The sequence below is a fragment of the Bradyrhizobium ferriligni genome (assembly GCF_056837965.1).
The window spans coordinates 21,460-47,238 of record NZ_JBXEJO010000025.1 but is presented as its reverse complement, the minus strand read 5'-3'; the positions used below and the strand labels follow the sequence as shown (position 1 = coordinate 47,238).

The following is a 25,779-nucleotide window of genomic DNA, read 5'->3' as shown; positions in this document are numbered from 1 at the left end:
CGAATGAAGAGTGAGACGAAGACACATGACGCCGGCGCCAATTCCGATTGCGGTGCCTCGACCATTGATCGCCGGGCCGTGCTGCTCGGTACGTCATCGCTTGCTGCCGCTGCGGCGTTGACGTCACAGGCGCTCGCGCAAGCCCAGAAGGCTGCGCCCGCCGCGGCGCCGGCCGGTGGCCGCAAGCCGAACATCCTCGTCATCTTCGGCGACGACATCGGCATCCCGCAGATCAGCGCCTACACCATGGGCATGATGGGATATCGCACGCCCAACATCGACCGGATCGCGCGCGAGGGCGCCATCTTCACCGACGCCTACGGTCAGCAAAGCTGCACGGCCGGCCGCGCCTCCTTCATCCTCGGCCAGGAGCCGTTCCGGACCGGCCTGCTCACCATCGGCATGCCCGGCGATCCCCACGGCATCCAGGACTGGATGCCCACGATCGCCGATGCCATGAAGACCCAGGGCTATGCCACCGGCCAGTTCGGCAAGAACCATCTCGGTGACCGCGACGAACATCTGCCGACCAAGCACGGCTTCGACGAGTTCTTCGGCAATCTCTATCATCTCAACGCCGAGGAGGAGCCGGAAGGCTATTTCTATCCGAAGGATCCGAACTTCCGTAAGCAGTTCGGCCCGCGCGGCGTGATCAAATCGTCCGCGGATGGAAAGATCGAGGACACGGGTCCGCTGAACACTGCGCGCATGCCCACGGTGGACGAAGAGTTTCTGGGCGCTGCCAAGGACTTCATCGGCCGCCAGGCCAAGGCGGACAAGCCGTTCTTCGTCTGGTTCAACTCGACGCGCATGCACGTTTTCACGCATCTGAAGCCGGCGTCGCTCGGAAAGACCGGCAAGGGCATCCATGCAGACGGCATGGTGGAGCATGACGGAATGGTCGGCGAATTGCTCAAGCAGCTCGACGATCTCGGCATCGCCGACAACACGATCGTCCTCTACACCACGGACAATGGGGCGGAGATCGCGCTGTGGCCCGACGGGGCGATGACACCGTTCCACGGCGAGAAGGGCACCACCTGGGAAGGCGGCATGCGCATTCCGATGATGGTGCGATGGCCGGGCGTGGTGAAGCCCGGCACCGAGTACAACGAGATCATCTCGCTGATCGACTGGTTCCCGACGCTATGTGCGGCGGCGGGGATGAATGACGTCAAGGAGAAGATGAAGACCGGATTTGCCGGCGCAGGCGGCAAGACCTTCAAGGTTCATCTCGACGGCTACAACTTCATGCCGTTCTTCAAGGGAGAAGCAAAGGAGCCGCCGCGCGACGCGATCTACTACTTCGACCAGGGCGGCAATCTCAACGCCATCCGGTGGAACGACTGGAAGCTGAGCTTTGCCTCGTCAAAGGGAAACATCGCAACCGGCACACGTGAGGTCACGGCGTGGTCGCTGATCACCAATCTGCGCATGGATCCTTATGAGCGCGGCCTGGAGGAAGGCGGAGAGGCGATGAAGTTCCTCGCCCAGAACATGTGGCTGATCGTGCCGGTGCAGGGGAAGATCAAGGAATTCTTCTCCGACTTCGACCAGTTCCCCTATCAGGAGGGCAGTTCGCTGAATGCAGGCGGCATCAATTACGGACTGCTTCGGCAGCAGGCGGCCTTGAAGCGGCTCAATGATCTCGAACGCATAAAGCCGCAGTGATGCAGGACGAGCAACGGACAGAGAGAGGGAAAGTGCGATGATGGTGCGGCTTGCCGCTGTGCTGCTTGCGTGTCTTGTGGCCATCACCGTTGCGGTGGCGCAGCCGGCGGATCCCTTGCCATCCTGGAAAGACGGCGCGGCGAAATCGGCGATTGTCGATTTCGTCGCGCGCGTCACGACGCAAGGCGGGCGCGACTTCGTGCCGCCCGCCGAGCGAATCGCGGCGTTCGACAATGACGGCACGCTGTGGACCGAGCAGCCGTTCTATTTCCAGCTCGCCTTCGCGTTCGACCGCGTCAAGGCGATGGCGCCGCAGCACCCGGACTGGAAGACGCGGCAACCCTTCAAGGCGCTTCTCGAGAAGGACACCAAGGCGCTGGCCGCGAGCGGCGAGAAGGGACTTTTGCAGATCGTGGCAGCGACGCATGCCGGCATCACTACGGATGCGTTCGCGCAGTCCGTCCGCGACTGGCTCGCGACCGCCAGGCATCCACGCTTCAACCGGCCGTATGACAGCCTGGTCTACCAGCCGATGCTGGAGCTGCTGGCCTATCTCAGGGCCAACGGCTTCAAGACCTTCGTCGTCTCCGGCGGCGGCGTCGAGTTCATGCGGCCGTGGATGGAGAAGGTCTACGGCATCCCGCCGGAGCAGGTGGTCGGCTCATCCGGCGTGGTCAAATTCCAGGTCGGCCCCGACGGCAAGCCGGTCCTGATGAAGCAAGCCAAGGTCGAGTTCATCGATGACGGCCCGGGCAAGCCGGTCGGCATCAACCGCTTCATCGGCCGCCGCCCGATCTTCGCGTTCGGCAACTCGGACGGCGACCTGCAGATGCTGCAATGGACCGTGGCGGGGCCGGGAGTGCGCTTCGCCGGCATCGTGCACCACACCGACGAGGTTCGGGAATATGCCTACGACCGTCAATCCAAGGTCGGCAAGCTCGACAAGGCGCTCGACGCAGCCGCGGCGGGCGGCTGGACTGTGGTCGACATGAAGCAGGACTGGAAGGAAATCTTTCCAAAATGATCGCCGTTATGCCGACAGCATCTCGAGGGGCGGCGGCTGGCTCCGTCGCCGGCGATCATCGCCGTCGCCTCGTCGGGTTTCGGAAGGAAGCTCGCCGAACAATTCGCGATAATATTGGGCGAAGCGGCCGACATTCAGGAAGCCATGCTGGATCGCGATGTCGCCGATGGTTGCCTTGTCCGGGGGACTTGACCGCAGGGCGGCGTGGACCGCGCAGAGCCTCTGATAGCGAAGATATGAGATCGGGCCGATCCCCAGCGCTTCGTGGAAGGCGCGGTGCAAGGTGCGCCGCGAGATGCGCAAGCGGTTGCAGATATGCGAGATGTGGATCGGTCCTTCGTCTTGCGCGGCCAGATAGTCTTCCACCTGTCTTACGGTTTTTAGAGCGGACGGCAGCGGGCCATCACGCTCTGCGGGCTCACGTTCCATGATGCTGGCAGTCAGGGCTTCGATGATGGCGCGTCGCCAAAACTCGGCGGCGTGCGCCGTGAGCGTCAGGTCGCCGGCGTCCAGACGTGCCAGGAGTAGCCGTAACCGCGGGATGATCAAATGAACGGTGTCGCTGTTGGCCTTGAAATGGCTCCGTGCCCAGCGAGATGGAGCACCCAGACGCGCGTCAGAGCCAAGCGCCAATTCGAGGTCCGCGGCCGATGGCATGACCGTGAGGATGGACGCGCCGCCATAGTACCGGTTCTCGTATTCCGAACCGGGCGGCGTCACCAACACGTCGCCGGGGCCCGATTCATAGGAGGCGCGTGTCACGCGCCCGGCGCTCCCCGCCAACACGCCGATTGTGATGCGCTCCTTGTTCGAGCCGCCCTTCGATCGCAAGCCGAGATTGAAGGTCGCGACGTTGATCGGAAGCCCGGCGATCTCCGCGTGGAGCACCTCCCCGCGGAGCTTGCCCGGCTCGATCTGGACGATCTCGGCGCGCGTGCCGACGATGGCTTGGCTAAGTTGATCGAAACCCGTAATTCGCCGCCGCTCGAACGCCGTGAAACGCGTCGTCAAGACCACCCTCACAATTCGAAGATCAAACGCTCCGCAATCTATTCTAACTTCCAGTCTGTCAGTGTGAAGCCCAAAGCGCCCTTATTCAAAGTCCAACCTGCGGGTGCGATGAATTGTTCACGCCGACATCATGCGGATTGGACGCATTTGCCTAAAAGCTGGTCGCAATCAGTGATCCCCCGTCATCGAACAGGAGACCAATCTCAGCCCGCAAGACTGAGCAACGCATTATGGCACAAACTGTACGTCACATCGCGTCGGAATTCTCTTATCGTTGAAATTCAACGAGAAATAGAGCGCCGGGTTGACCGTAAGCGCTTGAAGGATGGGCGCGTCGGGACGGAAAACGGACCGAAGGACCTACCGTGCAGCGGACATTTCTTCCGAACCGGCCAATCGTCGCGAGGGACGAGGGCATGGGTGACGCATGCCACGATTTAACCGAGGAGCTCAAATGCAGCGAAACTGGGTCGGATTCATCGGCGTCGCGACGATTCTCGCCGCGGGCGTGTTCAATGCGGCGCTCACCCAGGCATGGGGACAGTCGGCAGCAACGGGCGCGGCGGTGCCGGCCGAACGGCTTTCCGCACAGAAGGCGCGCGAGATCGCGCGTGAGGTCTATCAGTACGCCTATCCCATCGTGCTGATGGATGTGACGATGCGGCAATCAACCGCAGTGGCGAACGCGACCACTGTCAGGGGGCGTGCTCCGATCAATCAGTTTGCCTATTTTCGGACCTATCCAGATGCGGATGCGAAGGATGTGGTCCGCTTCAACTTCGACACCCTGTATTCCTTCGCATGGGCCGACCTGAGCAAGGGGCCGATGATCCTGTCCGTCCCCGACACCGGCGGGCGCTTCTATCTGGTGCCGACGCTCGACATGTGGACGGACGTGTTCTCGTCGATCGGATCGCGCACGACCGGCACCAAGGCCGGGAATTTTGCCTATTGCCCGCCCGGCTGGAAAGGCAAATTGCCGGCGGACGTTCAACGTATCGACGCGCCGACGTCGATGATCTGGGTGATGGGGCGCATCCAGACCAACGGGCCTTCGGACTATGACAACGTTCACAAGGTCCAGGACGGATTGAAGCTCACGCCGCTGGCCCGATGGGACAAGAGCTATTCGCCACCCGCGACGGCGGCGGTGGATGCGAAGGTGGACGCCAAGACGCCACCTCTTGTGCAGGTCGGCAAGATGACGGGTGTGGAGCTGTTCGCGCGCTTCGCCGAGTTGATGCAGAAATTCCCTCCGCATCCGAACGATTACCCGATTCTCTTCCGGATGAAGGCGATCGGGCTCGAACCTGGCAAGGGCTGGGACCGCAGCAAGGTTGATGAAGCCTCGCTCGAGGCGATCAATGCGGGCGCGAAGGACGGTCTGGATGACATGATTGCGGGCGTCAAGACTGCCGGCAACCACGTCAACGGCTGGAACATAACGACCGACAATATCGGGACCTATGGCACGTCCTACCGGCAACGCGCGCTTGTCGCGTTGGCTGGCCTTGGCGCCAATCTTCCAGCCGACGCGGTCTACCCGACGGCCTTCCTCGATGGAGACGGGAAGCCGATGGATGGCGCGAACAGGTACGTCCTGCACTTCGACAAGGGAAAGACGCCTCCCGCCGGCGCGTTCTGGTCTCTCACAATGTACGACAATCAGGGCTTCCAGGTGCCCAATCCGCTGAATCGGTTCGCGATCGGCGACCGCGACAAGCTGGCGTTCAACGCCGACGGCTCGCTCGACATCTACGTCCAGGCGGACTCGCCTGGAGCCGACAAGGAATCGAATTGGCTTCCGGCGCCGAAATCCGGGCTGATTGGGCCGACGCTGCGCCTCTATGCGCCAAAGCCGGAGGTGCTGGATGGTCGGTGGGTCCCGCCCGCGGTGAAGCGGATGCAGTGAAGGTGAAGTGGCAAGAGAAGACGAGCATGCTTACAGCAACTCTTAAACTGGTCCCGTTTGCGCTCATGGCGCTGGCGGGCTCCGCATCAGCGCAGAACGTCTCCGAACAGGAGGCCTACGCGATCGCCAAGGATGGTTACGTCTATGCGTACCCGCTGATGCTGACGCGCGCGACCGTCCAGAGGCTGAGCAATTTCGTGCAGCCCGTCGAAGGTGATGCCTACGGGCCGCCGAACCAATTCCATCATGTGCGGGCCTTTGCCAACCCCGAAGCAAAGCTTGTCATCCGCACCAATGTGGACACGCTGTACTCGGCTGGCGTCCTCGACCTGAAGGCCGAGCCGATGGTGCTCTCGGTACCGTCGGCCGATCGCTATTTCATGCTGCCGATGCTGAGCCTGTGGAGCGATGTCTTCGCTGTGCCCGGAACGCGAACGACGGGCAGGAATACGGCGCGCGATTTCCTGGTGGTAAGCCCGCAGTGGCGCGGCGATGCGCCGGCGGGCCTGGAGGTGATCAAAAGCCCCACGCGCTATGTATGGATCATCGGCCGTACCCAGACCAATGGGGTCGCCGACTATACGAACGTTCATAAGGTTCAGGACGGCATGAAGCTCACGCCGCTCTCGGCCTGGGGCAAGGCGGATTATGTCCCGGCCAAGGGCACCATCGATCCCAACATCGACATGAAGGCGGCGCCGCCGGTGGCGGTCGACAGGATGGACGCGGCGACCTATTTCGGCAGCTTCGCTGAGTTGCTCAAGGAGAATCCACCGAACCCGGTCGACTATCCGATCATCCATCGCCTTGAACGTGTGGGCTTCAAGGTCGGCCAAAGCTTCGATCTTGCGAAAGCGCCGGCAAACATCCAGCAGGCATTCAATCGCGGCTCTGCCGACGGCAAGGCCCTGGTGCTGGCCGAGGGCAAGAAGGCCAGCGGCATCGGTGGCAAGGGCTGGATCTACACCACCCGCAGCGGCGCCTATGGCGTGGACTATCTCTACCGCGCCGCGATCGCCCAGTGCTGTCTCGGCGAGAACCTGCCGCAGGACGCGGTCTACCCCGCGCTGTCAACGGACAGCGATGGCCGGGCGCTGGATGGCGCCAACAAGTACGTCCTGCATTTCGACAAGGGCAAGCTGCCGCCGGTGGACGCGTTCTGGTCCGTGACGGCCTACGACATCGAGGGTTACTTCATCCCGAACCCGATCAAGCGTCAGGCCATCGGCGATCGCGACAAGCTCATCGCCAACGCCGATGGCTCCGTTGATCTCTACCTCCAGGCCGACTCGCCCGGAAACGACAAGGAAGCCAACTGGCTCCCGGTCGGCAAGGCGCCGTTCACGCTGCTGATGCGCCTCTACTCGCCGCGCGAGGAATTCCTTCAAGGAAAGTGGACACCGCCCGACGTGGCCAAGTCGAATTGAGGGGCAAGTGCGGACGACGGCATGTCTGGTCGGTCTGATGTCATGTGAGGTGGTGCCGTGAGCGGCTATGACATCTACGCCTGGATCGTGCCGGTCATTTTGCCGACGAGAGCTGTCGGCGCGTTGAAGCGACTTCAAAACGGAGGATAGAACATGAAAATCGGAAGTTACACGGGCCTGGCGGTCGTTTCTTGTCTGCTGATGCTTTTGCCCGCGAAAGCGCAAACCCCGCTCTCAGCCTACGCGGATGCGAATGGCTTTATTGATGTCCAGGCGATGACCTGTGCGCAGCTCGCCGGCACCTATCAGGAAGACGCCGACATGCTGGCCGCCTGGTACAGCGGTTGGTACAATGGCCTCGCCAAGAAGCACTACGCACACATCACCCGGGCGAAGTCAGGCGAGCACCAACTGATCGTCTACTGCAAGGCTCATCCCAGCGTGAAGATCATCGAGGCGATCGACCTTCTGCTGAAGAACGAAGGGAAGTAGGTGGAGCAGCCACGCGGGACTTCTGGTCCCGCGTGGTCGGCCAGCAGCGGGGAATAACGATGAGCGGATACGACATCTTCGCCTGGATCGTGCTGGTCATCCTGCTTGCCAGCGCGATCGGGGTGTTCTGCATCGCGGGCTGGCTGCCCGGGCATATCGCGAAGTCGCGCAACCATCCCTACGCGCAGGCCGTGACGGTGGCAGGCTGGATCACGCTGCTGTTCGGCTTCGCGCTGTGGCCGATCGCGCTGATCTGGGCTTATGTCGACGTGCCCCAACGCAAGAGTGGAGCGGTGTGATGGGCGTCGCGATCATCAACACCTATCTGGTGCTGCTGTTCCTGCTGGTGCATTTCAAGATCGTGCGCTTCAACCTGTTCTGGAAGCTGTCGCCGTTCATCGTGCTGGTCCTGGTGCTGTTCGGTCTCCTGGTCCCGATGAACTGGGGTGCCCCGCAGGGCTCGGCGCTGGTGGTGCGCAATGCGGTGTCGATCGTGCCTAACGTCGCCGGCGAAGTGACCGAGGTGCCCGTCACCGCCAACGCACCGCTGAAGGCCGGTGATGTGCTGTTCAAGATCGATCCGACCCCTTACGACGCACAGGTCATGGCGATCACGGCGCAGCTCAAGCTGTCGAAGACACGGCTGACGCAGATGACGACGCTTTTCGAGCGCGACGCCGGGCGCGGCTTCGACGTCGAGCAGCGCCAGTCGGAAGTCGACCAGCTCAGCGGCCAGCTCGAGGCGGCGCAGTGGAATCTCGACAAGACGGTGGTGAAGGCGCCGGCCGACGGCTACGTCACCAATGTTGCGCTGCGCAAGGGCGCGCGGGTAACCAATCTGCCGCTGTCGCCGGTGATGGCGTTCATCGATACCTCGAACACGATCATCGGCGTCGAGATCAACCAGATCGATGCCCGTTACGTCGCGCCGGGACAGGAGGTCGAGGTCACCTTCAAGTTTGCGCCCGGGCAGATCTATTCCGGCAAGGTCGAGAGCGTGCTGCAGGCGATCGCGACCGGCCAGACCCAGACCTCAGGCACCGCCGTGGCGCCGAAAGCGATCGAGGCGGCACCTTTCGTCGTGCGTGTGAAGCTCGACGATGCTACCTTTGCTAATCGGTTGCCTGCGGGCAGCGCCGGGACGGCGGCAATCTATACGGAGCATTTGAAGCCGACGCATGTGGTCCGTCGCGTGCTGCTGCGCCAGGTCGCGATCATCAATTATGTCAATCCGTTTTGAGCGGGCAGGGAAGGGGCACGATATCGATGGGGAAATCATCTGCTGAAGACGAGGCGTTGCCGCGGCGCGACGGGCGAGGCGTCGTGAATCGGCGGCAGACGCTGCTCGGCGCCGCCGCGCTCCTGACCAGCGGGCTGCTGGCGCCATCTCGCGCCTGGGCTCAATCCGGGTCGGCGGACGATGCGCGCGCGATCGCCAAGGATGCCTACATTTACGGCTTTCCGCTCGTCGACAGCTATCGGGTGCAATACTCCTACTTCGTCGATCGTGGCGGTGCCGAATACAAGGCGCCGTGGAACACGATCTTCAACAACGCGCGGGTCTACACGCCCGACGACAAGGCGATCCAGACCCCCAATTCGGACACGCCGTATTCCTATGTCGGCGCGGACCTGCGTGCCGAGCCGATCGTGTTCACGGTGCCGGCCGTCGAGAAGGGCCGCTACTACTCGCTGCAATTCATCGACATGTACACCTTCGACTTCGCCTATGTCGGCAGCCGCGCCACCGGCAATGGCGCAGGGAGCTACCTGCTGGCGGGGCCGACCTGGAAGGGCCAGAAGCCGAAGGGGATCAGGAAGGTCATTCGCTGCGAGACCCAGTTTGCCTTCGTGCTTTATCGCACCCAGCTCTTCAACCCCGGCGACATCGAGAATGTGAAGAAGATTCAGGCCGGCTACAAGGTGCAGACGCTGTCGCAGTTTCTCGGCAAGCCGGCGCCCGCGGCTGCGCCCGAGGTTGCGTTCATCAAGCCGATCACTGCCGAGCAGGAGCGCAGCTCGCTCGAATTCTTCGGCATCCTCAACTTCATCTTGCAGTTCTGTCCGACCCATCCGAGCGAGAAGGCGCTGATGGCGCGCTTTGCCAGGATTGGGATCGGCGCGGGGAAACCGTTTGATGCCAATTCGCTGGCGCCGGAGACCCGGAAGGCCTTGCAGGATGGCATGGCCGATGCCTGGAAGGCCTTTGCCGAATTCAAGGCGACGAAGATCGATACCGGCAAATCGTCGAGCGCTGATGGCTTCGGGACGCGGGAGCATCTGAGGAACGACTACATGCAGCGGATGTCGGCGGCGGTGCTCGGGATCTATGGAAATTCGAAGCAAGAGGCAATGTATCCCGTGTATTTCGTCGACTCGGACAAGCGGAAGCTCGACGGTGCCAATCGCTACACGATGCGCTTCGCTCCGGGCCAGCTGCCGCCGGTCAACGCATTCTGGTCGCTCACGATGTACCAGCTGCCGGCGAGCCTGCTCTATGCCAACCCGCTCAACCGTTATTTGATCAATTCGCCGATGTTGCCGAACCTGAAGCGCGATGCCGATGGCGGGATCACGCTCTATGTCCAGAACGAATCGCCCGGTCAGGACAAGGAAGCCAACTGGCTGCCGGCGCCGAAGGGGCCGTTCCTCGCGGCAATGCGCCTGTACTGGCCGAAGCCCGCGGCGCTCTCCGGCCAATGGAAGGCGCCGCCGATGCAGCAGGTTTCGTAGGGGACTGACAGATGACGATCAGAGAAATTGCTTTTGGCTTGGTAACTTTTGCAGCGATCACGAACGCTCAAGCGCAGTCGCCCGCCGGCAGTGCCGTGCCGGTCACGGTCGACAATTTCGCCCGCGCCGAATCCGATCTCTACTTCGGTAACAACATCAAGGATACCGGCGGAACGGGTAAGCTCTTCCATCACCGCGAGCCGATGTCGATCGACAAGCAGGTGGTGATCCGGGCTAATCGCGATACGCTTTACTCCTCTGGTGTCTTCGACCTCGATGCCGGCCCGGTGACCATCACGCTGCCGGATGCAGGCAAGCGCTTCCGCTCGCTGATGGCAATCAACGAGGATCACTATGTGGTCGGCAACGTCGAATATTGCCCGGGCACCTTCACCTACGACAGGGCGAAGGCCGGAACGCGTTACATGCTGATCGGTTTGCGCACACTGGTCGATCCCAACGACCCAAAGGACGTCGCCCAGGTCCATGCGCTGCAAGACGCGATCAAGGTCAGCCAGAAGGCACAAGGCAAGTTCGAGGCACCGAACTGGGACCAGGCCGGCCAGAAGAGCATCCGTGACGCGCTTCTGGTGTTGAATGACCATACCGGCGGCTTCGCCCGCGCGTTCGGGGCCAGGGGGCAGGTCGATCCGGTCAGGCACTTGATCGGCACCGCCGCCGGCTGGGGCGGCAATCCCGACAAGGACGCGTCCTATCTCAGCATCACGCCCGCCCGGAACGACGGCACGACGGTCTACAAGCTGACCGTCAGGGACGTGCCGGTCGACGCATTCTGGTCGATCAGCGTGTACGATGCGAAGGGATATTTCGAGAAGAATCCCTACGACGCGTACACGCTGAACAACATCACGGCGAAGAAATCCGCCGATGGGTCGATCGCAATCCAGTTCGGCGGCTGCGACGGCAAGATCCCGAACTGCCTCCCGGTCATGAAGGGCTGGAACTACACGGTCCGGCTCTACCGGCCGCGCCCGGAGATCCTGAACGGGAAGTGGAAATTCCCGGAGGCGCAGGCGGTGAATTGAGACGCACGCGAATCCGCTATGATGTCTTGAACGAAATGGGGAGCTCGGGATGAAGACCGTCAGGAATCACAAGGGCGCCGTTCTCGGCATCATTGGCGCAATCGCGCTGTCGGCGATGCCGCGCACGGCGCTGGCCGACGCCGGTGGATTGAGCTTCTGGCTCCCCGGAGCGTTCGCCAGCCTGACGGCAGCACCGGCGGTGCCCGGCTGGGCGTATGAGACGATCTACATTCACCTCGACACAAGCGCCAACGCGGGAAAGAATTTTGTCATCGGCAACCGCGTGCCGGGGTCCGTCGTCGCCGGTCTCAACGCGCATGCCGACGTTCTCATCGAAGGGTTCACCTATACCTGGGCTCAGTCGGTCCTGGGAGGCCAGGCGGCCGTAACCGTCCTTACCGCGCCGGGAAATATCGGCGTCGGCGTCGACGCGACGCTGACGGGGCCGCGGGGCAATACGGTCTCGGGCGTCGCGACCGACAACCGCAACACGGTCTCCGATGTCTTCTACCAGGGCACGCTGAAATGGAATCAGGGTGTCAACAACGAGATGTTCTACATCTTCGGCAACATCCCGAGCGGGACTTATGACAGCAGCCGCCTCGCCAATCTCAGCTTCGGATTCACCGCGATCGACGTCGGCGGCGCCTATACTTATCTCAATCCGGAATCCGGCCAGGAGTTCTCGGTGCTGGCGGGCGTCACCTACAATGGCATGAACAAGGATCTGCAGTACCAGAACGGCATCGACTTCCACGTCGACTGGGGACTCTCGAAGTTCGTCGCCAAGAACGTGCATGTCGGTGTGGCCGGCTACTATTTCCAGCAGCTCACCGGAGACAGCGGAGCCGGCGCCAAGCTCGGCGATTTCAAGGGACGCGTTGCCGGCATCGGCCCGCAGGTGGGATTCATCTTTCCGGTTGCCGATGGCTATCAGGGCTATCTGAACCTCCGAGGCTACAAGGATTTCGCCGCAGAGAATCGGCCGGAAGGGTGGACGGCATGGGTGACGTTCCAGCTCTCGCCGGCCGCGCCGGCTGCGACACCGACGAAGCCGATCGTGCGCAAGTATTAGCGGAGGCGAACGACGAGCTCGATGAGTGATGCGCGCGAGACCGGCCGGGGGCCGATTCGTATCGGCTTCCGCACCTCGATCATCACGGTTGTCATCGCCGCGGTGCTGGTGGTCGGACTGACGCTGGTCTATCTCAGCTTCAGGCGGGTCTCGTCGATCACGCAGATGGCTGCGAGCACCTTCATCGACAAGGTGGGGCAGATCGGCGCCGATCGCATCGACGCGCAGTTCAAGAATGTGCGCGACAACCTCGAGATCCTGGCAGGCCTGCCGGCCATCCAGGAGGCCGACGTCGCCGACAATGTCAGGCTCTACGCCCTGCTGGCCTCGATGCTGCGCAACAATCCGCAGATCTTCAATCTCTATGTCGGCTATGAAGACGGCTCCTTCCTGGAGATGGACGTCATCGATCGTGCCAAGCCGCAATTCCGCACGGCGCTGAATGTCGCCCCCGACGCCGTCTACCGCGTCGTCGTCATTGCCCGATCGGGAGCGGACGCCGCGGCGCCGGTGACGTTGTTCCTGTCGGAAAACCTGACCCAGGTCGCGAAGGTGGCGGGGCCGCACAGCTACGACCCGCGGAAGCGTCCCTGGTATGTCGATGCCCTGAAGGATCGCAAGACGCTGCTCACCGGGCCCTATGTGTTCTACGCGACCGGGGAGCCTGGTTACACGCTGCGCACGCCGCTCAGGGAGGGCCGCCGCGGGGTGGTGGCCGCCGACCTGCTGCTCAATCGCCTCGAGGAGATGCTGAGCCGGCAAAAGCTCGGAAAATCCGGGCTGGCCTTCCTGTTCAACGACGCCGACCGCATCGTCGGCCATCCCGAGATGCGCGAGCTGATGACGGAACGCAGCGACGCATTGCCCCGGATCGACGCCATCAAGCTTCCCGGCCTGTCCGCGGCGATCCAGTCCTGGCGCAGCGACGGGCTCGCCCAGCAATTCTTCACCGACGCCGACGGGCGGACCCTTGTGGCGGCCTTTCACCGCATCGAGACGGCCGGTGCGGCCAATATCCACCTCGCGGTGGTCGCCCCGCTCGACGAGTTTTTTGCCAAGATCATCTCGGAGCGGCGCGCGCTGTTCGCCATCGCGCTCGGCTTTGTGATCGCGATGCTGCCGTTCGCGTTCTGGCTCGGCTCGCTGCTCGCCCGATCGCTGCGCGAGCTGGCGCGGCAGACCGACGAGATCCAGCACTTCCAGCTCGCGGACCGGCCGCGCATGCAATCGGCCATCGACGAGATCGACGAGCTCGGCCGCTCGGTGTTTACGATGCGGACCGTCGTGCGCAACTTCTCCAGCTTCATCCCGCAGCCGATCGTCCGTCAGCTGATGCAGTCCGGAGCCTCGCTGCAGCTCGGCGGCATCAGGCGCGAGGTCACGGTTCTCTTCACCGACGTCGCCGACTTCACCGCGAAGACGGAGAAAGCGGACCCGTCGCAGGTCATGATCTTCACCTCGCGTTATTTCGCCGCGATGTCGGAGGCGATCATGAAACACCATGGCACCATCGACAAGTTCATCGGCGATGCGGTGATGGCGCTGTGGAACGCGCCGGACGAGGATCCCGATCACGTCGTTCATGCCTGCGAGGCCGTATTGGACTGCATTCACCGCAACGCCGAGCTCAACCGGGCCTTCCGCAGCGAAGGCTGGCCGGCCTATACCACGCGGTTCGGCCTGCATCTCGGCGATGCCGTGGTCGGCAATGTCGGCTCCGCCGCCCGCATGAGCTACACTGCGCTCGGCGCCACCATCAATCTGGCCTCGCGTCTCGAAGGCCTCAACAAGAATTACGGCACGCAGGTCCTGGTGAGCGCGGCCGTCAGGGCGCGTGCCGAACACAGATTTGCGTTCCGCAGCGTCGACCAGATCCGGCCGAAGGGCTTTGCCGACGCGATCACGGTCTACGAGCTGTGCGGCGAACGCGGCGATTCGGAGCTGACGTTCTGCGCGCGCTGGGAAGCCGTCTACAGTTCGATCCGGTACGCGGAGCCCGCCGCGGCGGCGCTGCGCATCGCCGATTTCCTGGTCGAGTACCCCTGGGATTGTGTCGCGCAATACCATGCCGAACGGCTGCGCAATGCCGTTCAGCAGCCGCTACTTGATCTGTCGGTACCCTGAGATGCAGGTCGAAGCATTTTGATCCGACCCTCGAGCTCTCGACGGCCAAGGGCCGCTCCGGTCATCGATCGGGATCGCGCGATCGCCGATGCGATCGCTTCAGCCGCCCCGCAATGCGGGAGCGCAACGCCGGTGGTTAGGCAGCCATCAGTTGCTGAAGCGCAACAGCCTGCTCACGGGTCTGGAATGCGATGGCGGTGTGGGTAAAGCCCGACGAGGCCTGGGTCTGCGCGATGTGATTGAGGACCTCAGTGCCCTTGACCACGTGAAGTTCCATTCCCGGGCCGGCCGGAAAAATCCCCAGAACGACGTCGTAGGCCTCGACGATGGCCTTCAAGGCGCCACCCTTGTCTTCCGACGCGTCGATAAAGATACGAACATCCGCGGCGATACTACGAAGTTCGTCAAAGTCGATCACTGGAAGTCTCCCATACGCAACTCACTGATCGATCCTAGCTACAACTTGCTTACTGAAACATAAATTACGCGGGTTCCTCACCGGACAAGTATCGCTAGAGCGTTTTCGAGCGAAGTGGATACCGGTTCGCGTGAAGAAAACGCGTCAAAACAAGAATCTAGAGCCCCGTTCCGATTCCATCGGAACGGGAAAAGCTCTAGGCGCCGGTCGGCGGTCTCCGCTTCGCGATGCGTTTGACCGGCGCATGGGCCGGCACGGCATTCGATGTCTGGTCGGCCATGTGGGGAATGCGGTGCTCGATATGCGCCACGACGCGGAAGAAGCCGTCCAGCGCCTTGGCGTCGAGGCCGGCCGTGAGGTTGCTGTGCCGGCGCAGGATTTCATCCAGACTGCGGTCGAGTAGGGCGACGCCTTGCGATGTCAGCCGGATCTCGGTGCGGTTCCGGGCGCTGCCTCGCACGGGGGTCAGCTCGATCAGGCCCTTTTTCTTCAGCGAGGTCGTCTCGCGGCTGACGACAGCCTTGTCCAGTTGCGCATTGGTCCAGATGTCGTAGGCGCTTGCCGGTTCATGCTCCCTGAGAAAGGACAGCACCCGCCATTCCGCGAGCGACACGCCGTAGGCCTGCGGGAAGAACGCGTTGGCATTGGCGCGCAACTTCGCCACCAGGCTCGAGAGCACGGTCGGCACGTAACGTTCGAAATCGATCACCAGCTCCGAGCTCGCGTCCCCTTGCGGGGCGCGGCGCGGGGCAGGGGCGCTGGTGCGGTTTGTTGCAGTCCGGCTCTTCATTCTTTCACGAGTTGAGTGCGCGCGATCAGGACCAGGGCCGCCGCGACGAGGAGAACGCCTGTTACCACGAGGAACCCGGTGGTGAAACTGCCCGAGGCGTCCTTGGCGCGTCCGATCACGATCGGGATCGTGGCGCCCCCGATGCTGCCGATGGTGCTGACCAGGCCGATCGCGCCCGGCGCGCTCTGCCGCGACATGTAGGACTGCGGGATGGTCCAGAACACCGCCTGCGTGCCATAGACGCCGACATTGGCAACCATGAATCCGATGATGATCCAGAGCGGCGACGTTGAAAAGGCCGCCATTGCGAAGCCGGCCGCTGCGATCACGAAGGTCATGGCCGCATAATAGAAGCGCTCACCGACATGGTCGGAGTGCCGCGACAACGCGATCATGCCGATCAGGCCGGCGACGGGCGGGATCGCGGTCACGAAACCGACCTGTGAATTCGGCAGCCCGAACGACTTGATGATCTGCGGCAGCCACGGGAACAGCGAAGCCAGGCCACAGAACAGGCCGAAATTGCACAGGCCGAACAGCAGCACCATCGGCTTGGTGATGGTCCTGAGCACGCCTTCGGCATGCACCACGCCGGTTGCCTTGGCATCGCGCTCCAGCGCGCCCATCAGCCAGTTGCGCTGCGCCGTCGATAGCCAGCTCGCCTGCTGCGGGCGGTCGGTCAGATAGAAGATGCCGACGATGCCGAGAATGATCGGCGGCAGGCCCTCGAGGATGAACAGCCATTTCCAGCCTGAAATGCCGAACGTTCCGTTCAGCTCGAGGATGACGCCGGAGATCAACGAGGCGAAGATATAGGAGATCGGCACCGCATAGTTGAACATCGCATTGTAGCGGGCGCGGTAGCTGAACGGAAACCAGAGGCTCAGCAGCAGCATCACGCCGGGAAACAGGCCGGACTCGGCAAAGCCGAGGAAGCCGCGGAACGCATAGAGACTGAGCGGGCCCTGCGTGAACGCCATCAGCACCGTGGCAATGCCCCACAGGATCGCGATCCGCGTCAGCGTAATGCGCGCGCCGTATTTGCTGAGGATCAGATTGCTCGGGATCTCGAAGATCGAATAGGTGAAGTACATGATGCCGACCGCGATGCCGAACTTCTCGGCATTGAGCCCGAGCTCCTTGTTCATCTGCAGCGCGGCAAAGGAGATGTTGCCGCGGTCGAGAATGGCGAGGAAGTACAGCGCCATCACGAACCACATCAGGCGCAGCGCGACCTTGCGGATCGTGCTGCGTTCGATTTCCGGATCGGCGGTCGTACTCGCCGCCTTGTCCATCACGATTTCGGTCATCCCTGTCTCCCCCGATTTTCTTGATTTTTGAGCGGTTGCCTTATGCCGGCAGGCAGACTTCCAGCCGGTCGCCCGCCACGCGGACGGGATAGGTCTGGATGTCGATCTCGACCGGACTGGTCAGCGCTTCGCCGGTCCGGATATCGAAGCGGCCCATATGCAGCGGGCATTCGATCTCGCAACCGTCCAGCATGCCGTCGGACAGCAGCGCCTCCGCATGGGTGCAGATATTGCTCGTCGCGTAATACTCGTTGCCGACGCGATAGAGCGCGACGTGGTGGCGGCCGATTTCGATGCCGTACGGCTCGCCCTCGTTCAACGCGCTGAGTGCGGCAGCTTCGTGCCAGGTCCCCTGATCATCCGTCATGTGCCCTCTCAAATGCTGTAGAAATCGAGCACGGTCGGGACGCGGTCATTGACCAGCGTGATGACCTTGCGCGCGATCTTCCAGGTCTCGCCGTCACGCCGCAGCGTGTGCTCGTAACGCCCGTGGCGCAGGTGCTCCTTGGCGACGCGCGGGTCGTAGACGTGGACCGAGAACACCGAGTGGCAGGTGATCTGTTCAGGCCCGGTTTCGGACGCTTCGAGGTTCGAGATCTGGTGCACGGTGCGCGGCAGCGGCAGCGCGGTGATCGATTTGCGCGACTCGATTCGCGCGATCCGCTCTTCCAGCCCGCGCCGCGCATCGTGGTAGAGCAACGAGACCTGCGTGTCGGGATCGCTGGTGGTGGTATATTCATCGAGCCATGCCGGCACCCAATAGACGGCATCCTCGCTGTACATCGCGACCCAGTCGGCCCATTCGCCGGTATCGAGCAGGCGCGCCTCGCGGAAGATGATCGCGGCTGCGACCGCGTGGGCATCGGTTTGCCTGATTGCGCTGGCAGCGATCATGCCGTCTCCCCGGCGGCATGCTGCAACAGCCTGCGCCACTCGCGATACCCGGGATGGAAGTTCGTCTCGCCGCCGAAGCTCGTGGGACCGAACGACCATTCGGAAGGGGTGATGCCGAGCTCGCGCGTGTGCGCGCTCTCGCCGTGGCCGATCTCCGCGACGCCGCGCAGATAACCCTGCGTGGGCGCGGCGGTCGTCGCGTAGTAGCCGGTCTGGCAGAACTCATACATGACGTTGTCGTCCGAGCTAGCCAACCCGGAGGCATTGAAGAAATCTTCGTAGTTGCGAATGCGAAGCGTGCGCGCGGCGACACTTTCGCCGACCGGAGCCAGGCAATGCGACACCATCTCGGTCTTGTCGGGCGCCAGCGGCCGCCAGGTCCGCACCTGCGCCGACAGGATGTCGATGACCTGCAGGTTCGGAAAAATCGTGAGGTTGCGCTGGCGAAGCATCCATTTGGCGCGGGTGCTGCCGACGCGCTGCCGCACGGCATCGAGACGCGCCGGATCCATGCCGAGCGGCCGGCCATAGAGCTGCGTGCGCTTGATCGACCAGTTGACGGCGTGGCCGTAATCGAAGCTGAAGCTGCCTTGCCCTTCCTGCTCGCCTTCCGGCTCAACCGTGAACCCGGCATCCGGTCCGGCGCTGGCATTGCGCTTCTTCAGGATATCGACGTAGGAGCTGTGCGTGGTCGCGAAGTGATAGTAGTCGAGACCGTTCTCGAACTGCAGCTTCCAGTTTGCATCGAACGTGTAGGTGCTGGCGCCCGGCACGAACTCGACCTCACCGCTGTCGCTCTGATCGATGATGAGGTCGAGGAACGCGCGGGTGTCGCCGAGAAATTCCTCCAGCGGCGGAACGTCGACTGAGAGGCTCGCGAACAGGAATCCGCGATACGAACCCAGCCGCGCGACAGGAAGAAGGTCGTGATTGCTGTTCGAGAACGACGGCGGATACTGCCCGCTCGCTTCTTCCGTCACGGAGATGTTGCGCCCGCCCGAGTCGTAGGCCCAGCCGTGATAGCGGCAGACGTGAAACTTCTGCCGGCCCTGCTTGAAGGGACAGACGATCGTTCCGCGATGCCGGCAGGTGTTGAGGAATGCGCCGACTTTGCCCTCGGCGCTCCGCATCACCAGAATGGGATGCCGGCCGATATGGGTGGTGACGAAGTCGTTGGGGCGGGCGATCTGGGATTCCAGGCCGATGAAATTCCACGTGGCCTCGAAGATATATCGCAGCTCGGCGTCGAACACGCCCGGATCGGTGAAGATCCGGCGATCGACTGCGAAGATGCGTTCGCCGGGGCGGTCGTCGATGAGCCGGGAAATCTCGCTCAGCCTTGCCGCGTGGGTCTGCGAAGCAGCGTTCATAACGTCCTCCCTTCGACTAACCGCCGGTCGCGAAAAGTCGCCCGCAGAGCCGCGTCACGGCTCGCGTCTTCTCACGGCGGGAACAGCCGGCTTGATCGCCAATCTTGGAGTGACTCTATAGTTGTCATGACAACTATGGTCAAGGCGGTTGCTTGATCGGACGCCGGAGCTGGACGCGGTGGGGCGCCCGCCCCGCCGTCTGGAACGGACGGCCGGATGCAACGGATACGGCCCGCGCGTCGGGCTACGGCGCGGAACGAGCGGATCGTTTGCCGTGGCGAGGCGTGTTCAGCTCTTGCGCGCCGGCGCGGTCAGGATGATTCCGTCATCGATCAGGGCGCGGCAGATCTTCTTCAGCGCGGCGATCGCTTCACGCGTTGCCCGGCTCACCGGCCGCCCGCGCGGAAGCGCCAGAACGCGCTCGGCGCGCATCCACGGCAACAGCGCCGCCGACAGCACGCCGGCGGCCACCTCCTGGTGAATGCCGGAGAAGGGCAGCAGCGCGTAGCCGAGACCCGAGGCCACCATGCGCTTCATCGGTGTGCTGTTATCGACCCGCACCGCGCAGAGCATGGTCGACGGGAACGGATTGCGACTGAGCGGGGCCACCGCGGATGGCAAGGCGTCGAACTCCTTGCGGGTCAGTCGGCCGCGCTTCAGCAGCGGATCGCGCGACGGTCCGATCAGGAACACCTGCTCGACGACCAGCGTTTCATAGTCGAGATGATCGTTGGGCGACGGCGTCGTCACGATCGCCAGATCGAGTTCACCGCGCAGCAGGCGTTCGGATGCGCTTTCCGTCAGGCCCTCACTCAGTTCGAGCCGCACGCGTGGAAATTGCTTGACGAAGGTCTGGGCCAGCGGCGGGTAGAGGATATCGCCGAGGCTCGGTGGCGCGCCGATCCGCACCGTACCGCTCGGCTCCCGATTTTCCGTGCGCACCTCGGCCTTGATGTCGTCGATCGTCCCAAGCAGCCAGCGCCCGCGCGCAAGCAGCACCTTGCCGGATTCCGTAACCGAGACACCGCGCGCGCCGCGTTCGAGCAAGGTGCCGCCGAGTTCGTCTTCGAGTTCCTTGACGTGGCGGCTGAGCGCCGACTGGGCGACATTCAGCGTGCTCGCCGCCGCGGCAAAGCCGCCACGCTCGGCGACGGCGACGAAATAGCGGATCTGCCGCAGGTCCATGACGGGCACTCCATCTCAAATCGAGATGGATACCATATCAAACATATTCTTGTGAGATACCGAAAAAGGAGCAGTCTCCTCGCAACGATCAAACGGAGGAGAGACGAGGATGGGCATCGCCACCGATGAGGCACGCCAGACGTCCGTATTCATTGCCGGCGGCGGGCCGGTCGGTCTTGCGATGTCGCTGCTGCTCGATCGCTTCGGCATCGACTGCGTGGTGGTCGAGAAGAGCCCGACCACCACAGATCATCCCAAGTCGCGCGGCTGCTGGGTCCGCACCATGGAGATCTTCCGGCAGTGGGGGATCGAGCAGGCGATCCGCGACCGCGGCCTGCAGGACAATTCCGACATGTTCGTGTTCCTCGACAGCATCGCAGGTCACGAGTTCGGCCGCACCCGTCCCGAGCCGAATGTCGGCCATACCCCCGCCTGGAAGAGCCTGGTCGCCCAGGACGCCGTCGAGGAGGAGATCCTGCGGGTGGTCGAAAAGTCCAAGCACGCCACGGTTCTGTTCAACACGGCCTGTGAATCGTTCGAGGAGACCAACAGCGGCGTCAACGTCACGACACGTTGCGAAAAGACCGGCGAGGTGACGCAGTGGACGGCGACCTACCTGATCGCCGCCGATGGTGCAGGCAGCCAGACCCGGCGCAGCGCCGGGATCGAGATGGTCGGGCCCTCGACGCTGGCGGTGATGTCGAACGAGTATTGGCGTGCCGATCTGTCGCGGCTGCCGATCGCGCGCGAGGCCGCCGGCTTCATCATCATCCCGGACAAGCCCGATCTGCCGCGCGCCGGCATCCTGAACACCAATGGCCGCGATCGCTGGCTGACCGTGACGCAAATCGGCCTGACCAAGGACGATCGCGAGCGCCCTTGGACCGACCAGGAGTTCATCGAGATCGCGCGCGGCCATGTCGGCATTCCGGACCTCGACGTCACGCTTTTGAACCGCTCGATCTGGCGCGTCAGCATGCAGGTGGCCGAGAGTTTTCGAAAGGGAAGGGTGTTTCTCGTCGGCGACTGCGCCCATCGCTTTCCGCCGACCGGCGGCTTCGGCCTGAACTCCGGCGTTCAGGACGCGCATAATCTCGCCTGGAAGCTCGCCTTCGTGTTGAAGGGTCTGGCGGATGAAAAGCTGCTCGACAGCTATTCCAGCGAGCGCCGCCCGATCGCGCAGTCCAATGCCAATTTCAGCTACGGCAACAGGCTGCGTTTCGGGCTGACCGACGACGCCGTGCGGTCGCGCGATCCGGACCGGATCAGGTTCTGGATCAACGACATGGACAATCATTTGCACAGCATCGGCCAGAACCTCGGCCACAACTACGAGGAGGGCGCGGTGATCCCCGATGGCACCGTCGCGAAGGCGTTGAACTCCCGCTACTACACGCCGACCGACCGTCCCGGCGCGCGCTTTCCGCATATGTGGCTCGAGCCTTCGCGCAAGAAATCGACGCTCGACTGGTTCGACAAAGAGTTCACCGTCGTCGCGGGGCCACTCGGCAGCGAGTGGCTGGAAGCGGGAAAACAGGTATCCGGGAAGACCGCCTTGCCGCTGTCGCTGAAGCAGTTGCCCTCAGCCGATCCGGCGGACGGATTCCAGTTGGGCATGCGCGGCGCCGTGCTGGTGCGCCCCGATGGGCATGTGGCGTGGCGGATGCCGTGGCTTCCGTCGGATCCGGCGAAGGAACTGGCCGGCGCGCTTTCCACGCTGCTGCATTGAGGGCTCTCCGATGCAATCGTTCGAATCCGACGGCGTCGTCACGGCGTTTGAGAAAACCGGACATGGCGAACCGATCGTGCTGATGCATGGCGGCGAGGCCGATCATTCGATGTTTGACGGCCTCGCGCCGGTCCTGGCGGCAAACTTCACGGTGATCGCTTACGACCAGCGCGACTCCGGTGCCACCCGAAACCCTCCGTCGTCCTATTCGCTGGCCGATTTGGCCGACGACGCCGCGGCCTTGATCGGAGGGCTCGGTTACGATCGTGCCCATGTCTTTGGAACCTCGCTGGGTGGGCAGATCGCGCAGGTGCTGGCGGCCCGTCATCCCGATCGCATCGACCGCCTGATCCTGAGCAGCACCTGGAAGGTCAACAGAAGCCCGCTCGACGTCAATGCGGATGTGTTCCGCAAGCTCGCTTCCTGGCGCGCGGACACCATCGCCAATGCGTCGAAGATTGCCGAGTTCTTCTTCCCGCCAGCATACCTGCGCGCGCGGCCAGAACTGATCGACATCTTCCGTGGCTCCAGCCGCGACGAGGGCCAGAAGGCGCGACGCGGCGCCTTGCTCGCGCAGCCTGTCGACGCCGATTTGACAGGCTTCGATCGCCCGACGCTGCTGCTGGCGGGCGGCGACGACCGGTTGATCCCGAATCCAGAGACATTTGCGCTCGCCCGCGACCTTGCGCGCGTCGAGACGATGACCATCGCGGACGCCGGCCACGTCGCGTCGATCCAGGCCCCCGAGCGGGTTGCGGAGGCGGTGACGGCATTTCTGAATTCAAAAAAGAAGGCGGCTTGACACCAACAGGGGGAGACCATGGCTGAGCAAGCGAACGCAGTGCCGTTCGATGAAGCGCCGGTGACGGCGCGCTATTGGCTATCGATCATCATCTTCGCCGTAACCGGCGTGGTCGATTTTTTCGACTTCTTTGTGGTCGGATTTCTGGTGTCGGTGCTGGCGCCGAAATGGCACCTGACGTTTGGGCAAACCTCGATCATGCTGATGAGCGCCGGTATCGGGGCGATGCTGGGGGCGTTCGTCGCGGGCATCCTCGCGGATCGTTTCGGGCGCAAGCCGCTGGCGATATCAGGCGTTCTGCTCTGCGGCCTGACCTCGGGTGCGATCGCGTTCATTCCGGAAGACGGCTGGGTTGCGTTTGCGATCCTGCGCTTCTTCGTCGGCTTCGGCCTTGCCGCGGGCGCGGCGGCGGCGGTTCCTGCCATCGTCGAATTCGCACCGACCCGCCATCGCACGCTGGTCACGAGCCTCGTGGTCGTCCCGGTCGCCTTTGGCGTGCTGTCGGCATCGGTGACGGCGAGCTTCCTGCTGCCGCTGGTTGGCTGGCGTGGACTGGCGGCGGTCGGGTTCTTGCCGATCATCCTCGGGATTCTGACCATGATCATCATGCCGGAATCGCCGCGCTGGCTCATCAGCAAGGGCCGCGTCCGCGAGGCGCAGGCGAGCATCCGAAAACTCTATCGGGTCGGCGGCGATGCGTTCGTCCTGCCCACGCTGCCGCCGGCGAACTCCGCGACATTTGCCGATCTCTTTGCCGAGCAACGGCGCTTCTGGCTGACAGTCCTGATCTGGTTCGGCGCCAGCACGGCGAATTACGGTGTGTTCTTGTGGGGACCGACGATCGTGGCGCTGCTGCTTGGCGTCTCTCCTCAGGATGCGGCCAAGATGTTCATATATGTCAGCCTCGCCGGCGTGCTCGGCCGCACCGGCTTCGCCTTCCTCGCCCATCGGATCGGCCGCAAGCCCTGTGGCCAGTTGATGGGCTATGGCACCGCGGTTTCGCTGGCGCTCGCCGCCTATTTTCACAACGACTTTGCCGGCTCGGTACCGCTGTTCCTGGTCTTCCTGGTCGTCGGCGCCGTGTTCTTCGACGGTGGATTTTCGAACATCGGGCCCTATCCCGCGGAAATTTTCCCGGTCCAGCTTTCGGGACGTGCGGTCGGCCTTGCCCAGCTCTCGAACGGGATCGGCAAGATCGTAGGTCCCCTGTGTCTCGCGCTGATCGCCGGTGCGGACAATCTCGTGCACCCAAGTGCGACGGCCGCGGCGGTGATGCCGGCGTTCTGCTTTCTCGCTGGCGCGGGTCTCCTGATCGGGCTTGCCTTTACGTTCCTCGGCGTCGAGCCACATGGGCGCCCGGTGGCTCTGTTTGGCGAAAACGCCGGCGCGAGCGCCGCACCGAAGCCGCTGGCCGCAAAAGCGGCAGCGGGACAGTGAAAAGACGGAAGGGTATACGATGGACCATGCGCTCGACACGATCGCAACGGCAGCGCCGTTCGATACTGCAAAGCTCGATCGGCTGATGGATGAGGCAGGGCTCGACATCCTGATCGTCACTTCGCGTCACAATGTGCAGTATTTGCTCGGTGGATATCGCTTCTTCTTCTTCGACGTGATGGAGGCGATAGGCACCAGCCGCTATCTGCCGGTGTTCGTCTATCAGAAAGGGCACCCGGAAAATTCCATCTACGTAGGCAATCGGATGGAGAAGTTCGAGCAGCAGCTCGGACGGATATGGGCGCCGACTGTCAGAGCAGAGGCGTGGGGAACGATCGATGCGGTCGGCCTCGCGATCGAGCATGTGAGAAAGCTCGGGGGCGCGGCCCTGCGTATCGGCATCGAGACAGGTTTCCTGCCGGCCGACGCCAGGGATCATCTGCTCTCGGGCTTGAACAACGCCGAATTCCGTGAGGCCCATTTCACGCTGGAGCGCCTTCGTGCCGTCAAATCTGTCGCCGAGTTGGACCTCATCAGGGAGGCTTCCGAACGGGTCGTCGACGCGATGATGGCCACATTCAGGGTCTGCGTGCCAGGCATGACCAAGAATGACGTCGTCGCTCGTCTGCGCCGCGAGGAGCAGGAACGTGATCTCGTCTTCGAATATTGCCTGATTGCCGCGGGCAAGAGCCATAACCGCGCGCCGTCGAACCAACGTCTTGCGGAGGGCGACGTGATCTCGATCGATTCCGGAGGAAACTACCGGGGCTATATCGGCGATCTCAGCCGCATGGGCGTCCTGGGTGAGCCCGACAGCGAGCTTAGCGAGTTGCTGCAAGAGATCGAGGACATCCAGCAGGTGGCCCGCCGCGCGATCCGGCCGGGCGCCATGGGTGGCGACATCATCGTGGCGGGCGAGGCGGCCGTCAAAGCTTCCCCGCATCGCGCCGTGCTCGACTTCACCGCACACGGCATTGGGCTGGTCAGTCACGAAGCGCCGCGCCTCACCGCGACCGGCCCGGTCCCTTACGCGCCGTACGACGCCGACCGGCCGCTCGAATGCGGGATGGTGATCTCGATCGAAACCGCGCTGCTGCATCCCGCGCGCGGTTACATCAAGCTCGAGGACACGCTGATCGTCTCCGAAACGGGCTGGAAGGCGCCCGGTGACCATGGCAGGGGATGGAATTCATCGCCTCTCATGGCGTGAAGCGGTCAACGCCAGGGCGGTAACTTTGGCTGGGTCACCGACGCAGCTGCGGTGCTGGAGGCGCTCGCCGGCCAAGTTCGGAATACTAGAAATAGATCCCTGAATTGCCCGACGTGTCA

At 63.1% G+C, this 25,779-nt stretch carries 23 protein-coding genes; 15 read left to right on the top strand and 8 right to left on the bottom strand.

Translation table 11 applies throughout. The annotated features are described in order from the left end of the window. The first annotated feature begins 3 nt into the window (after positions 1–3). Together AC1VNY_RS16725 and AC1VNY_RS16720 are read left to right on the top strand one after the other, a co-directional pair. Positions 4–1,671: an arylsulfatase gene (locus tag AC1VNY_RS16725; RefSeq protein ID WP_482405978.1), complete on the top strand. Its 1,668-nt coding sequence runs from the start codon at positions 4–6 to the stop codon at positions 1,669–1,671. 37 nt (positions 1,672–1,708) lie between these two features. Further along, a complete protein-coding gene (locus tag AC1VNY_RS16720) occupies positions 1,709–2,695 on the top strand; it encodes an HAD family hydrolase (RefSeq protein ID WP_482405977.1) in 987 nt (328 codons plus the stop codon). Positions 2,696–2,701: 6 nt separating this feature from the next. Here AC1VNY_RS16720 and AC1VNY_RS16715 read toward each other — a convergent pair whose 3' ends face one another. Continuing rightward, positions 2,702–3,712, bottom strand: coding sequence for a helix-turn-helix domain-containing protein (locus tag AC1VNY_RS16715; RefSeq protein ID WP_482405976.1), 1,011 nt, complete (start codon positions 3,710–3,712; stop codon positions 2,702–2,704). 502 nt (positions 3,713–4,214) lie between these two features. Here AC1VNY_RS16715 and AC1VNY_RS16710 point away from each other — a divergent pair. From AC1VNY_RS16710 to AC1VNY_RS16670, 9 genes are all read left to right on the top strand, one after another. Further along, a complete protein-coding gene (locus AC1VNY_RS16710) occupies positions 4,215–5,618 on the top strand; it encodes a DUF1254 domain-containing protein (RefSeq protein ID WP_482405975.1) in 1,404 nt (467 codons plus the stop codon). After that, positions 5,504–7,045: a DUF1254 domain-containing protein gene (locus AC1VNY_RS16705; protein ID WP_482405974.1), complete on the top strand. Its 1,542-nt coding sequence runs from the start codon at positions 5,504–5,506 to the stop codon at positions 7,043–7,045. Before AC1VNY_RS16710 ends, AC1VNY_RS16705 begins: the two co-directional genes overlap by 115 nt. Positions 7,046–7,246: 201 nt before the next feature. Beyond that, the gene (locus tag AC1VNY_RS16700; protein WP_482406025.1) at positions 7,247–7,537 is read left to right on the top strand and encodes an HdeA/HdeB family chaperone; all 291 of its coding nucleotides are present in this window, start codon (positions 7,247–7,249) and stop codon (positions 7,535–7,537) included. A 59-nt stretch (positions 7,538–7,596) separates the two neighbouring features. Continuing rightward, on the top strand, positions 7,597–7,836 hold the full coding sequence (locus AC1VNY_RS16695) for a DUF3302 domain-containing protein (protein WP_092086125.1): 240 nt from the start codon (positions 7,597–7,599) through the stop codon (positions 7,834–7,836). Further along, positions 7,836–8,777 (top strand): HlyD family secretion protein, encoded by a 942-nt coding sequence (locus tag AC1VNY_RS16690; protein WP_482405973.1) that lies wholly within the window; start codon positions 7,836–7,838, stop codon positions 8,775–8,777. The genes AC1VNY_RS16695 and AC1VNY_RS16690 overlap by 1 nt, the downstream gene beginning before the upstream one ends. Positions 8,778–8,803: 26 nt before the next feature. Continuing rightward, positions 8,804–10,270 carry a DUF1254 domain-containing protein gene (locus AC1VNY_RS16685; protein ID WP_482405972.1) on the top strand — a complete coding sequence of 489 codons (1,467 nt, stop codon included), beginning with the start codon at positions 8,804–8,806 and terminating at the stop codon, positions 10,268–10,270. Between the two features lie 11 nt (positions 10,271–10,281). Continuing rightward, a complete protein-coding gene (locus tag AC1VNY_RS16680) occupies positions 10,282–11,316 on the top strand; it encodes a DUF1254 domain-containing protein (protein ID WP_482405971.1) in 1,035 nt (344 codons plus the stop codon). 49 nt (positions 11,317–11,365) lie between these two features. After that, the gene (locus AC1VNY_RS16675; protein WP_482405970.1) at positions 11,366–12,391 is read left to right on the top strand and encodes a SphA family protein; all 1,026 of its coding nucleotides are present in this window, start codon (positions 11,366–11,368) and stop codon (positions 12,389–12,391) included. 21 nt (positions 12,392–12,412) lie between these two features. Continuing rightward, positions 12,413–14,515: an adenylate/guanylate cyclase domain-containing protein gene (locus AC1VNY_RS16670; RefSeq protein ID WP_482405969.1), complete on the top strand. Its 2,103-nt coding sequence runs from the start codon at positions 12,413–12,415 to the stop codon at positions 14,513–14,515. A gap of 136 nt (positions 14,516–14,651) precedes the next feature. On the opposite strand, the gene AC1VNY_RS16665 is transcribed toward AC1VNY_RS16670, so the two are convergent. The 7 genes from AC1VNY_RS16665 to AC1VNY_RS16635 form a co-directional block, all read right to left on the bottom strand. Further along, positions 14,652–14,933: a hypothetical protein gene (locus AC1VNY_RS16665; protein WP_028341211.1), complete on the bottom strand. Its 282-nt coding sequence runs from the start codon at positions 14,931–14,933 to the stop codon at positions 14,652–14,654. A 196-nt stretch (positions 14,934–15,129) separates the two neighbouring features. Beyond that, complete coding sequence (locus tag AC1VNY_RS16660) at positions 15,130–15,642, bottom strand: MarR family winged helix-turn-helix transcriptional regulator (RefSeq protein WP_028341210.1); 513 nt, start codon at positions 15,640–15,642, stop codon at positions 15,130–15,132. A 77-nt stretch (positions 15,643–15,719) separates the two neighbouring features. After that, entirely contained in the window at positions 15,720–17,033 is a 1,314-nt protein-coding gene (locus AC1VNY_RS16655; RefSeq protein ID WP_482405968.1) for an MFS transporter, read from the bottom strand. Between the two features lie 40 nt (positions 17,034–17,073). Next, positions 17,074–17,400 (bottom strand): non-heme iron oxygenase ferredoxin subunit, encoded by a 327-nt coding sequence (locus AC1VNY_RS16650; protein ID WP_482405967.1) that lies wholly within the window; start codon positions 17,398–17,400, stop codon positions 17,074–17,076. 8 nt (positions 17,401–17,408) lie between these two features. Then, positions 17,409–17,927 carry an aromatic-ring-hydroxylating dioxygenase subunit beta gene (locus AC1VNY_RS16645; RefSeq protein ID WP_482405966.1) on the bottom strand — a complete coding sequence of 173 codons (519 nt, stop codon included), beginning with the start codon at positions 17,925–17,927 and terminating at the stop codon, positions 17,409–17,411. Continuing rightward, positions 17,924–19,297, bottom strand: a complete 1,374-nt coding sequence (locus AC1VNY_RS16640; protein ID WP_482405965.1) for an aromatic ring-hydroxylating oxygenase subunit alpha — start codon at positions 19,295–19,297, stop codon at positions 17,924–17,926. The genes AC1VNY_RS16645 and AC1VNY_RS16640 overlap by 4 nt, the downstream gene beginning before the upstream one ends. Positions 19,298–19,585: 288 nt before the next feature. Further along, positions 19,586–20,482, bottom strand: a complete 897-nt coding sequence (locus AC1VNY_RS16635; protein WP_482405964.1) for a LysR family transcriptional regulator — start codon at positions 20,480–20,482, stop codon at positions 19,586–19,588. A 109-nt stretch (positions 20,483–20,591) separates the two neighbouring features. Between AC1VNY_RS16635 and AC1VNY_RS16630 the strand changes: the two genes are divergently transcribed. The 4 genes from AC1VNY_RS16630 to AC1VNY_RS16615 are packed head-to-tail and all read left to right on the top strand — an operon-like array spanning position 20,592 to position 25,660. After that, complete coding sequence (locus tag AC1VNY_RS16630) at positions 20,592–22,211, top strand: FAD-dependent monooxygenase (protein ID WP_482405963.1); 1,620 nt, start codon at positions 20,592–20,594, stop codon at positions 22,209–22,211. A gap of 10 nt (positions 22,212–22,221) precedes the next feature. After that, positions 22,222–23,013, top strand: coding sequence for an alpha/beta fold hydrolase (locus tag AC1VNY_RS16625; protein ID WP_482405962.1), 792 nt, complete (start codon positions 22,222–22,224; stop codon positions 23,011–23,013). An 18-nt stretch (positions 23,014–23,031) separates the two neighbouring features. Then, positions 23,032–24,450: an MFS transporter gene (locus AC1VNY_RS16620; protein WP_482405961.1), complete on the top strand. Its 1,419-nt coding sequence runs from the start codon at positions 23,032–23,034 to the stop codon at positions 24,448–24,450. A gap of 19 nt (positions 24,451–24,469) precedes the next feature. Beyond that, on the top strand, positions 24,470–25,660 hold the full coding sequence (locus AC1VNY_RS16615) for a M24 family metallopeptidase (RefSeq protein ID WP_482406024.1): 1,191 nt from the start codon (positions 24,470–24,472) through the stop codon (positions 25,658–25,660). Positions 25,661–25,779 lie beyond the last annotated feature (119 nt).